At 67.7% G+C, this 10,800-nt stretch carries 13 protein-coding genes and 1 pseudogene; 11 read left to right on the forward strand and 3 right to left on the reverse strand.

What is annotated here, in order from left to right; all coding sequences use genetic code 11:
• Positions 1-43: 43 nt before the first annotated feature.
• A complete protein-coding gene (locus tag CN538_RS09010) occupies positions 44-547 on the reverse strand; it encodes a YkvA family protein (protein WP_164999553.1) in 504 nt (167 codons plus the stop codon).
• Positions 548-876: 329 nt separating this feature from the next.
• Positions 877-1,152 (reverse strand): hypothetical protein, encoded by a 276-nt coding sequence (locus CN538_RS09015; protein ID WP_035475106.1) that lies wholly within the window; start codon positions 1,150-1,152, stop codon positions 877-879.
• A 291-nt stretch (positions 1,153-1,443) separates the two neighbouring features.
• On the opposite strand from CN538_RS09015, the gene CN538_RS09020 reads away from it, so the two are divergent.
• The 5 genes from CN538_RS09020 to CN538_RS22595 all read left to right on the forward strand — a co-directional run bounded on the left by CN538_RS09020 (position 1,444) and on the right by CN538_RS22595 (position 4,913).
• Positions 1,444-2,010 (forward strand): isochorismatase family protein, encoded by a 567-nt coding sequence (locus CN538_RS09020; RefSeq protein WP_106419211.1) that lies wholly within the window; start codon positions 1,444-1,446, stop codon positions 2,008-2,010.
• The gene (locus tag CN538_RS09025) at positions 2,007-3,023 is read left to right on the forward strand and encodes a GlxA family transcriptional regulator (protein WP_277985134.1); all 1,017 of its coding nucleotides are present in this window, start codon (positions 2,007-2,009) and stop codon (positions 3,021-3,023) included. The genes CN538_RS09020 and CN538_RS09025 overlap by 4 nt, the downstream gene beginning before the upstream one ends.
• Positions 3,024-3,101: 78 nt before the next feature.
• Positions 3,102-3,524, forward strand: a complete 423-nt coding sequence (locus CN538_RS09030) for an antibiotic biosynthesis monooxygenase family protein (RefSeq protein WP_340638301.1) — start codon at positions 3,102-3,104, stop codon at positions 3,522-3,524.
• A 163-nt stretch (positions 3,525-3,687) separates the two neighbouring features.
• On the forward strand, positions 3,688-4,713 hold the full coding sequence (locus CN538_RS09035) for an MFS transporter (protein ID WP_242495712.1): 1,026 nt from the start codon (positions 3,688-3,690) through the stop codon (positions 4,711-4,713).
• Positions 4,680-4,913 carry a hypothetical protein gene (locus CN538_RS22595; RefSeq protein WP_242495713.1) on the forward strand — a complete coding sequence of 78 codons (234 nt, stop codon included), beginning with the start codon at positions 4,680-4,682 and terminating at the stop codon, positions 4,911-4,913. Before CN538_RS09035 ends, CN538_RS22595 begins: the two co-directional genes overlap by 34 nt.
• A 73-nt stretch (positions 4,914-4,986) precedes the next feature.
• Here the strand turns inward: CN538_RS22595 and CN538_RS09040 are convergent, their stop codons facing one another.
• Positions 4,987-6,381, reverse strand: coding sequence for a diguanylate cyclase domain-containing protein (locus tag CN538_RS09040; protein ID WP_277985135.1), 1,395 nt, complete (start codon positions 6,379-6,381; stop codon positions 4,987-4,989).
• Positions 6,382-6,584: 203 nt separating this feature from the next.
• Between CN538_RS09040 and pgm the strand changes: the two are divergent.
• From pgm to CN538_RS25165, 6 genes and pseudogenes are all read left to right on the forward strand, one after another.
• A pseudogene (pgm, locus tag CN538_RS09045) lies at positions 6,585-8,250 on the forward strand (phosphoglucomutase (alpha-D-glucose-1,6-bisphosphate-dependent)).
• A 240-nt stretch (positions 8,251-8,490) separates the two neighbouring features.
• Complete coding sequence (locus CN538_RS25145) at positions 8,491-9,477, forward strand: PDC sensor domain-containing protein (RefSeq protein WP_129591335.1); 987 nt, start codon at positions 8,491-8,493, stop codon at positions 9,475-9,477.
• The gene (locus CN538_RS25150) at positions 9,477-9,698 is read left to right on the forward strand and encodes a hypothetical protein (RefSeq protein WP_164999554.1); all 222 of its coding nucleotides are present in this window, start codon (positions 9,477-9,479) and stop codon (positions 9,696-9,698) included. Before CN538_RS25145 ends, CN538_RS25150 begins: the two co-directional genes overlap by 1 nt.
• Entirely contained in the window at positions 9,665-10,081 is a 417-nt protein-coding gene (locus CN538_RS25155) for a HAMP domain-containing protein (protein ID WP_242495714.1), read from the forward strand. Before CN538_RS25150 ends, CN538_RS25155 begins: the two co-directional genes overlap by 34 nt.
• Positions 10,024-10,356: a methyl-accepting chemotaxis protein gene (locus tag CN538_RS25160; RefSeq protein ID WP_242495774.1), complete on the forward strand. Its 333-nt coding sequence runs from the start codon at positions 10,024-10,026 to the stop codon at positions 10,354-10,356. Before CN538_RS25155 ends, CN538_RS25160 begins: the two co-directional genes overlap by 58 nt.
• A complete protein-coding gene (locus CN538_RS25165; RefSeq protein WP_164999556.1) occupies positions 10,331-10,642 on the forward strand; it encodes a hypothetical protein in 312 nt (103 codons plus the stop codon). Before CN538_RS25160 ends, CN538_RS25165 begins: the two co-directional genes overlap by 26 nt.
• The last annotated feature ends 158 nt before the right edge of the window (positions 10,643-10,800 follow it).

Consider the following 10,800-nt stretch of genomic DNA (forward strand, 5'->3'; position numbering starts at 1 on the left):
CTGATGGGGGCGGCAGCGCATTGGCGCGGTGCCCGGCTCCAATCTAGCGGTTTTGCCGGTCGATGTAGACTTTCGTTTTAGCGTCCATGTCCAAATCCTCTGACGATGAGCGCCGGGGGCAGGGTAAAGCGAGGGTCCTTTGCCAGGGATGGCAAAGGTAGCGCCCAGGGAGGGGTTCACGGCGCCCTCGCGACGCCCTGCCGGCGGAGAAGCCCACGTCGTCTAGCGGCTGTGACAGGCGCTTAGCAGACCAGAGCCGGCGGCAGCAGGCCCTCAGGCCGGCGGTGACTCGGATGACTCGGGCCACCAGCGCGCCAGCACCGCGGCTGCCTGGCGCTCGACCTCTTCGTCGATATGATCGAGACCGCGACCAGTGCGCTGCCAGCACGCTGGCATCGTCGGTGAAGCCGACGCCGGCGATGACATCGGGAATCGCGTCCAGCGGCGAGATGAAGTAGCCCAGCGCGCCGATGATGGTCGACTTGGCCCAGATCGGGACGTCGGGGCGCTTGAGCACGAAGTAGAGCTGCAGCGACTTGAGTGCCACGCCGCGTCCCGCACGGCTACCGAAACGGGCCAGCTTCGCCAGAAGCGTGTGTCGCTATAGGCCTCGGCATGCTCGATGACCACGGCGTCAGCGGCGGTTACGGGCGGGGGCGTGTCCTGGGCCGCCGCCGGCGTGGCGGGTTCGGCTGCCGGCGGCGTACGGGTGAAGCGGGGCAGGCGGGGCATGGCTGGGTTTCCTCGTCGCGGGCGCTGAGAGGGTGTCTACACAATGTCTGCGCTCGCCGAATTGGTAAACGCCTCGGAGACCGGAGCTGTGATTCTAGCCAGGCGCCCCCGCCCGCGCCTAGACCCGCGCGGGCGGGTGTTGCCTCAACCCTTGACGCCGCCGGCAAAGTCCAGCGACAGCCGGATCGGGGTATCCAGCGGCAGCTTGACCACCGCCAGGGCGTGCTCGGTCATGCGGCGGATCAACTGCTCGTAGGCTTCACCGCCTTCGTCCTTGATCGCCTTGACCTGATTCTCCGAGAGATTGTCGCTGCCCAGTTGGTTCTTCGCTGCGTGGCGCAGCGTCTCGCCGGTTTCGCCGGCGGCGAGCTGATGGAATTCGTCGCGATCCATACCGTCGTTGTGCAGTGTGATTTCCATATCGCTCTCTCTTTTAACTGATGCATGACTTCCGTGTGTGGCTTGCGCCGTCGTGTCGAGCGGCGTCGCGACGCCGCCCACGCTACACAACGTAGAAGCCGGGCGGGCAGGGCACAACTCGCGTGTCGCCGGCGCTGATCTGGCGGCGCGTGTCGGACCCCGTGGCGCCTGAGGAAGAGACGTCCGAAAATGTCCGTTATCGGGGCGCCGCTGCCCTCGTGGTCGGCACGGACGCGGCGCTAGTCTGAACGCTCCGGCCGCTTCGGCTCTATCCTGTTCGAGGAGTTCCTCATGTTCGCCACCGCCCTGCTGCTGATCGATGTTCAGGCCTCCTTTCCCGCTCGCGATTACTGGGACGAGGCACTCGCCGAGCGCTGGCGCCCGCACCAGCGCCGCCTGCTCGACCTCGCCCGCGAAACCGGCGTGCCGCTGGTGCGTATCTTCCACCAGGCGCCGGGCAGCGCGACACCCTTCGACCCTACGAGTGGCCTGATTCGTCCGCTGGCCGGCTTCGACGATGACGCCGCCGTCACCTTCCACAAGACCGCGCACAACGCCTTCAGCGATACCGGGCTGGAGCGCTGGCTACGGCTCAATCGCATCGAACGCCTGGCGATCAGCGGCATCCGTACCGAGCAGTGCTGTGAAACCACGGCGCGGGTCGGCTCGGACCTGGGCTTCGCGATCGATTTCGTCAGCGCGGCAACGCTGACTTTCCCCATGTCCCGTGCCGGGCGCACCTGGAGCGCCGAGGAGATTCGCGCGCGTACCGAGCTGGTGCTCGAGGGGCGATTCGCGCGCATCGTCGATGTCGACATGCTGGCCGCGGAGTGGCGCGGCGCAAGCGAGGTCGCGTGAGCGCGGTGGTAGCGGGCGCGGATCTTCGGGTCGGGGTGCTGATGCTGCCCGGTCAGGTGCCGCTGGACCTGGCCGGGCCGTTGCAGGTGCTGCTCAGCGCCGTGCAGTTGGGCGCGCCGCTGGCGCTGCGCTTCTTCGGCCCGCAGGCGTCGCTGCCGTGGCTGGGGCCGCTGGCCCTGACGGGCATCGAGGCGTTGCCCGAGGCGCCGCTGGCGCTCGACCTGCTGGTGGTGCCGGGGCAGTACCGGGCGCATATCGACAGCGCGCTGCAGCACCACGCCGGCGACTGGCTGCGGCAGCAGGCGCCCGCTTGCCGCACCCTGATGGCGGTCTGCTCCGGGGCGCTGCTGCTGGCGGCGACGGGGCTGCTCGATGGTCGCCGCTGTACCACGCATCACAGCCTGCTCGATGAGCTGCGCCGGCTGGCGCCGTTGGCCCGGGTGCGCGGCGACTGCATCTTCGTCGAGGATGGCCGCTATCTCACCAGCGCCGGGATCTCCACCGGCATCGATACCATGCTGCACTGGCTGGCGCTCAATCAGGGGCAGCGTCTGGCTCAGCAGGTGGCGCGGGAACTGGTGATCTACTGGCGGCGCAGCGGTCAGGAGCCCCAGCTCGGCATCTGGCTGGAGGGCCGCAATCACGTCGGGACACGCATTCATCGGCTGCAGGATGCGCTCGCCGCCGATCTCGCCCGGCCCTGGACGCTTGAGGAGATGGCGCGTGTCGCCACCCTCGGCGAGCGCCAGCTGCGGCGGCGCTTCGGCGCCCTGACCGGGTTCTCGCTGGGCGACTATCTGGCGCGTCTGCGCCTCCAGCAGGCGCGCCAGCTGATGTGCGAGACCGACTGGAGCCTGGCGTGTATCGCCGAGCGCAGCGGATTCGGCGATGATCGACAGCTGCGACGGGTATGGCAGCGCTTCGAGCCAGGCTCTCCCGCAGCCTGGCGCCGGGCACAGCGCCAGACCGCCGATCTCGCGCGCGGCATCGACGCTGATCAGCGCCAGGAATAACGTGAGCGCTGGCCGGCGTCGACGGCTCCCGGACGCGTCGCCGTATCTCTACCGCCTATCCATCGAGAGGAGTCCGTCATGCTCGCTGATACCCCCGAACCGCCGTACTACGCGGTCATCTTCACCTCGCTGATGAGTGACGATACGGCAGGCTACGCGGCCATGGCGGATCGGATGCTGACGCTGGCTCAAGCCCAGTCCGGCTTCCTGGGCGTCGAATCGGCGCGCGAGGAGATTGGGATCACCGTTTCCTACTGGGCCGATCTCGACGCAATCCGCGCGTGGAAGCGTGACATCGACCACCGAGAGGCCCAGCGCCTGGGGCGGGAGCGCTGGTACGCGGCCTATCGCACGCGTATCGCCCGGGTCGAGCGCGACTATGGTTCAGCAGAGCAGGGTTCAGCAGAGCAGGGCTCAGCAGAGAAGGGGTTGGAAGAGAACGGGTCAAACGTCCAAGGGGCGGATGAGCAGGATCGAGCCGGGCATGGTCGAGGCGGCTGAGCGCTGTTGATCGATTCTCGGAGTTTTGATCAAGCATCGTGGATTTTCGTCGATAGTGGCTCTTCGTTTAATACTTTAGTCTAGCCGGCACGCTAGAGCTGCCGCGCTCCTCGTCTTCGACCACCGCGGCCGTTCTGTACTGTCACTTCTGGAGACTGCCGTCATGTCGACTCCCTTGCCCACTGCCCAGCCAGCGCCACCCTCGCGCTGGTTCGCGGTACTCGCCCTCACCCTGGGCGTGTTCAGCCTGGTGATGGCAGAGTTTCTGCCGGCCAGCCTGCTCACCCCGATGGCGGACTCGCTGGCGATCAGCGAGGGCCAGGCGGGGCAGGCCGTCACGGTGACGGCGGTGGTCGCGCTGCTCTCCGGCCTGCTGGTGACCGCGGTGACCCAGCGACTCGATCGCCGCCACGTGCTGCTGGCATTCTCGCTGCTGATGATCGCCGCCAACCTGGTCGTGGCGTTCGCCCCCGGCCTGGCCTGGCTGCTGCTCGGCCGGGTCCTGCTGGGAATCGCGCTGGGCGGATTCTGGGCGCTCTCCGCCGCTACCGTCATGCGACTGGTACCAGAGCACGACGTGCCGCGGGCGCTATCGCTGCTGTTCGCCGGTGTCCCCATCGCCACCATCAGTGCTGCGGCGCTGGGCAGCTATCTCGGCGATCTGTTCGGCTGGCGTAACGTCTTTCTGCTCGCGACGGCGATCTCGGTAGCGACGCTGATCTTCCAGTACGTCACCTTGCCGCGCATGACGCCGGAGCGTCCCACGCCGCTCGGCACGCTGGTCAGCGTGATGAAACGACCGGGCATGATGGTCGGTATCGTCGCCATCCTGCTGGTGTTCTGTGGCCATTTCGCTTTCTTTACCTATGTTCGTCCGTTTCTCGAGGGCGTCTCGCACATGGGGATCAATGCGCTCTCATCGACCCTTCTGGCGTTCGGGGTGGCCAACTTCGTCGGGACCCTGGCCGCGGGGTATCTGCTCGAGCGCAGCCTGCGTCTGACGTTGCTGCTGATGCCCCTGGTCATGGGCTCGCTGGGCTGGTTGCTGGCAACGCTGGGCGGCTTCTCGATGGGGACCGATGCCCTCATGGTCGCGCTGTGGGCTTCGCTTTCGGTGCCGTGCCGGTGGCCTGGTCGACCTGGATCACCCGTGTCGTGCCGGATGAAGCCGAGAGTGGCGGCGGCCTGATCGTGGCTTCGATCCAGCTGGCGATCGCCCTGGGCGCTGCCGTGGGGGGCGTGGTCTTCGGCATCGGCGGCGTGCTGGCCGTCTGCGCCACCGCCGGCACCCTGCTGCTGGCCGGCGCGGCGCTGGTGCTGGCGGGGGTGAAGACGCGGCCGGTGGCCGCCTCCGTGGAGTGCAGCGCGCAGGGCTCGGCATGTGGCTGAGCATGGCGCGCGGTGACGCTCTCCGCTGGCCGCCGGCGCGCAGACGGGCGGTCGGTGAGTCAGCGTGGGCCTGTCAGTCGGTGTCCGGCGTCGTGCGTGACGCTCGCTTTTCGGCATACATGGCCTGATCGGCCCGGCGCAGCAACGCCTCGGCGCTGGTGCCATCCCGCGGATAGACCGCGACACCGATGCTCACGCCCACCTGTAGACGCTGGCCCGAGACGTCGAATGGCTGGCGCAGCGCGTGGCGCAGTGTCGCCGCCACGCGCTCGGCCTCTGCCGGCGCACGCAGATTCTGGAGAAGTACGGCGAACTCGTCCCCTCCCAGGCGGGCCACGAGGCTGGATTCGCGGACAGCGTGGCACAGGCGCCGGGCAGCGAGTTCGAGCAACGTATCGCCCAGCGCGTGGCCGTGTGTATCGTTGATGCGCTTGAAGCCATCCAGATCGAGATAGAGCACCGCCAGGTGGTTCGGGGGCACGCCGGGCAGCGCCAGCGCTGCACGTAGCCGTTCGTGGAAGGCTTCGCGGTTGGCCAGGCCGGTGAGCCCGTCGTAGCGGGCCATGTACTCCAGACGCTGGAACAGGCGCTTGCGCACGATCGCCTGGGCCACCTGGATCGAGACGAACTGCAGCAGGTCGCGGTCCTCTTCGTCGTAGGACTGGCTGTCGTCGTAGCTTTTCACCACCAGCGCGCCGATGGTGCGGTCGGCGCTCTTGAGCGGTACGCCCAGCCAGGAGTGCGCGCCGTCCCTGTCCAGCAGCTCACGCGCTGCGCCTGCCGTCAGCGCCTCGGTCTGGGCCGGTAGCAACAGCTCACGACCATGGCGGATGACCTGGCCACACAGGGTATCGGCGCTCATGGGCGGCGGCGCCCCCGGGGCGGCGCGCTCATCGACATGGTAGAGATAGCTCAGCGCGTCGCGGTCGACCTCATTCAGCGCGACCGCGAAATTCTCTGCCGGCATGAGCGTGCTGATGATGGCGTGGATACGTGCCGCCAGATCCGTCAGGTCGGCCGACAGGTGCGCCGCTTCCGAGATCGCATAGACTGCCGCCTGGCGCTGCTGGGCCTGCTTGAGCGCGGTCACGTCGCGGGCCACGCCGATGCGTACCCCGTCGGCTTGTGACCAGCGTGCCGTCCACATGATATGCGCGATCCCGCCATCCTTGCGGCGGTAACGGTTCTCGAAATGGGTCTCGATGCCGCCGTGCATCACCCGCTCGGCGGCGGCGCGGGTACGCTCGCGATCCTCCTCGTGGACCAGATCGAGCATGCGCATGCCGACCATCTCTTCCGGCGTATAGCCAAAGATCCGCTCACACGCCGCGCTCACCGACACGAAGCGCCCTCCGCGCTGACGACGCAGATCGCGTCCAGCAGCAAATCGGCATAAACCATGCAGCCCCTCGCAAAATCTGGCAGGCCCGTGGCCCGAATGGCACCGGGCCAGCCCGCGACGTGACACCCCGCTCGGACACGACCTGCACGCGATGCGCGCAAGCCAAACGTAAGCCAATGCTCCTCTCGCCGGGGTTGGTAGGCAGTGTAGAGGAGTTGCCCGGGCCGCGGGGAGTCTTGCTTGTCGGCTGGCGACAGTGGTCTGCTATAGGGAATCTGGCCGGCGCGTGCGTGTCAGACCCTATCCCAGGCCATCGAAAGGAACCGACGATGAGTATCGACCCCCAGGCAGGACGCTTGCCGGACCCGCACAGCCTCGCCAACCTGCCGCGGCTGGTTTCGCGCTACTACAGCGAGCGCCCCGACGCCCATGATCCCGCCCAGCAGGTCGCCTTCGGCACCTCCGGCCACCGCGGCTCGTCGCTCAAGCGGAGCTTCAACGAGTGGCACATCCTGGCCACGACCCAGGCGATCTGCGAATACCGCGAGGCCCAGGGCATCGATGGGCCGCTGTTCATCGGCATGGATACCCACGCGCTATCCGAGCCGGCGTTCGTCTCCGCGCTCGAGGTGCTCGCCGCCAACCATGTGGCGGTGCGTATCGACGCCGGCTGCGAGGCGACCGGCTTCGAGCCCGGCTACACGCCGACACCGGCGATCTCCAACGCCATCCTTTTCTACAACCAGGGCCGCCACCACGGCCTGGCCGACGGCATCGTCATCACCCCGTCGCACAATCCGCCGGTGGATGGCGGTTTCAAGTACAACCCGACCAACGGCGGCCCGGCCGATACCGGGGTCACCCAGTGGATTCAGGCACGCGCCAACGAGCACCTCGCCGAGGGCCTGCGTCAGGTCCAGCGGGTGAGCTATGCCGAAGCGCTGGCGGCGCCGACCACCCAGCGTTTCGACTATATCGAGAGCTATGTCGGTGGCCTCGACAAGGTCATCGACATGGCGGCGATCCGTGACTCAGGGCTCACCTTCGGGGTCGACCCGCTGGGCGGTGCCGGGGTGCACTACTGGCCGCGGATCGCCGAGAAGTACGACCTGCCGCTGGAGGTGCTGTCGACCACGGTCGACCCCACCTTCCGCTTCATGCGCGTGGACTGGGACGGCAAGATCCGCATGGACTGCTCCTCACCTCACGCCATGGCCGGGCTGATCGAGAACAAGGATCGCTTCGACGTCTCCTTCGCCTGCGATACCGACCACGACCGCCACGGTATCGTCGCCCGCTCCACTGGGCTTTTGAACCCCAACCACTATCTCGCCGTGGCCATCGAGTATCTGTTCACCCACCGCCCGCACTGGGGCGACCAGGCCGCCATCGGCAAGACGCTGGTGTCGTCGTCGATGATCGATCGTGTTGCCGAGGGCCTGGGGCGCGAGGTCACCGAAGTGCCGGTGGGCTTCAAGTGGTTCGTCGATGGCCTGATCGAGGGTAGTCTCGGCTTTGGCGGCGAGGGAGTCCGCGGGGGCCTCCTTCCTGACCCTGGAGGGCCAGCCCTGGTCGACCGACAAGGATGGCATCATCCTCGGCCTGCTCGCCGCCGAGATCACCGCGGTCACCGGGCAGGACCCGGGGGAGCGCTACCGGGCGCTGACCGAGCGCTACGGCGCGCCGGTCTACCAGCGTGTCGATGCGCCGGCCACGCGTGAACAGAAGGCCCGGCTGGGCAAGCTGTCGCCGGAGCAGGTCACCGCCGAGACGCTGGCCGGCCACCCGATCATCCGCAAGCTGACCGAGGCGCCGGGCAACGGTGCTGCCATCGGCGGACTCAAGGTGGTCACCGAGGCGGGCTGGTTCGCCGCGCGCCCCTCGGGCACCGAGGATGTCTACAAGATCTACGCCGAGAGCTTCGAGGGCGATGCGCATCTCGCGCGTATCCAGCAAGAAGCCAAGGCGCTGGTCGACGCCGTGCTGGCGGGCTGAGCCCGCGTGCACCGGTGGCGGCCACGCCGCCGCCGTTGCCGCCCCTTCGATATGTGGTCTGAGACGATGTGTGGTCTGGACGATGTGTGGTCTGACGATGTGTGGCCTGCGACGCCGGGTGATCCGGCGGCGACCCTCGATGCATCCCTGCCTAAAGTTGCCTCTGACCCGGGCGATAACCCCGGTGAATCGATTCGTTGCCGCTCGTCGAGCGGCGCTTTTCGCCATCGGGGAGCGCTCATGCATTTCAAGTCCATACGTACGCTGGTCACGCTGCTGGTGGGGGCGTGCATCGTCTTCGTGGTTGCGGCCATGGTGGCGTACACCGTCTATGCCAACGCGCGTTCACAGGCGCTGGTGGATGCGCGCACCGACGCGCTGCTGACCACGGGGATCCGTGAGCGTCTGAAGACTGTGGCCGGGCGCGAGGCCGAGCGCATCGAGGCGCCGCTCGAGCACGCTTTGACCCTGGCGCACTCCCTCGCCAACACCAATGCGCTGATGGGCGCGGTCGATGATCAAGGCCGCCGCCGGCTCTCGCTGAGCCGTGACGAACTCTCCAACCTGGTGCGCCAGACAGTGGTCGACAACCCCGACCTGCTCGACGCCTTCATCGGCTGGGAGCCCAACGCCTTCGGCAGCGACACCTATTATCAGGGCCGTGAAGATGCCGGCTACGGCAAGGATGGGCGCTTCATGCCGTGGTGGTACCGCACCGCCGACGGCAAGATCGCGGTGCTGCCGTTGGGTGACACCCTGGAGAGTACCCAGGTGATGCCGAGCGGGATCCGTGAGGGCGAGTACTATCTCTGCCCCAAGGAGACTCTGAAACCCTGCATCATCGACCCGGCGCCTTACGACTACAACGGCAAGACGTTGATGGTGACCTCGTTCAACGTGCCGATCCTGGTCGACGGCGAGTTCCGCGGCAGCGCCGGGGTCGATCTCTCGGTCGACTTCATTCAGGGCCTGCTGAAGGAGGCCAGCAGTGCACTCTACGACGGCGCCGGCGACTGGACGCTGCGTCGCCCGCGTGGCGGGATCACTGCCTATACCGATGACCCGAGACGGTGGGCAAGAACGCCAGCGAGGTGTTCGATGCCGGCGTCAATGCGCTACTCGATCAGGCGCGCCAGGGTCAGCCGGCGCTGCGTGAAGAGGGCGGCCAGATCGAGATGGCGTGGCCGTTTCATGTCGGTCCCGCCAGCGGCAAGCCGTGGATCGTGATGATCCGCCTGCCCGAGAGCGTGGCCATGGCCGGGCTCAGCGATCTGCAGCGCCAGCTCGCCGCCCAGCGCCATCGCGATACCCTGGCGATGCTCGCGGTGGGCGCCGGGCTGGCCGCGCTGGGACTGCTCGTGAGCTGGTGCTCGGCGGCAGCCTGTCGCGGCCGCTCAAGCGGCTGGCGCAGCGCATGCACGAGATCGCCTCGGGTGATGGCGACCTGACCCAGCGGCTGCCGGTGCGCGGGCGCAACGAGAGCGCCGAGCTGGCGATCCAGTTCAACGCCTTCGCCGAGAAGATGCAGCAGGTGCTGATCGAGGTGCGCGACAGCAGCGACTCGGTCAAGCACGCCTCGCTGGAGATCGCCAGTGGCAGCGAGGATCTCTCGCGGCGCACCGACTCGATGGCGGCGAGCCTGCGCAGACCTCGGCCTCGATCGAGCAGATCACCGGCACCGTGGAGCACACCGCGCACTCGGCACGCGAGGTCGACAAGCTGGCCGTCTCGGCCACCGAGGCGGCCCAGCGTGGCGGCGAGGTGGTCTCCAGCGTGGTCCAGACCATGGACGAGATCGAGACCTCGTCGCGTCAGATCGCCGAGATCGTGACCACCATGGACAGCATCGCCTTCCAGACCAACCTGCTGGCACTCAACGCCTCGGTGGAAGCCGCACGCGCCGGCGAGAACGGCCGTGGCTTCGCGGTGGTGGCGCAGGAGGTGCGCAATCTCGCCAGCCGCAGCGCGGACGCGGCACGTCAGATCAAGACGCTGATCGATGCCTCCGCCGAGCGCACCCAGACCGGCGCCCAGCGGGTACGCGATGCCGGTGCGGCGATGGACGAGATCGTCGCCAGTATTGCGCGGGTCAACGGCGTGGGGTGAGATCACCGCGGCCACCGGCGAGCAGAGCCAGGGCATCGGCCAGGTCAATCTGGCGGTGGCCGAACTCGACAGCGTGACCCAGCAGAACGCCGCCATGGTGCCGCAGACCGCCGCTGCTGCCGCCTCGTTGCAGCAGGAGTCGCAGCGCCTGGCCGAGACGGTGGGGGCGTTCACGCTGGACGATACCGGCGGTGCCAGGCGGCCGGCCCTGAGTCATAGACTTGGTTCACTAGCCCCGAGCCAGCAGTGGAACGGGTATGGCGTGAACCGAGACGGCCAGCGCTGAACGGTGAAAGCACTGAAACATGAAACGGGGAGATGACCGGGGCGTACGCCTCGGTCATGGCGCTGTGTGGTCGTGGCTCTCACTGTAGCGTTCATTTCCTAGCCTCTGACGATGGACGCCGGGCCTCGTGACGCCTTGCCGCCGAATAGGCCCACTGC

Source organism: Salinicola tamaricis (assembly GCF_003006155.1).
Classification (GTDB): domain Bacteria; phylum Pseudomonadota; class Gammaproteobacteria; order Pseudomonadales; family Halomonadaceae; genus Salinicola; species Salinicola tamaricis.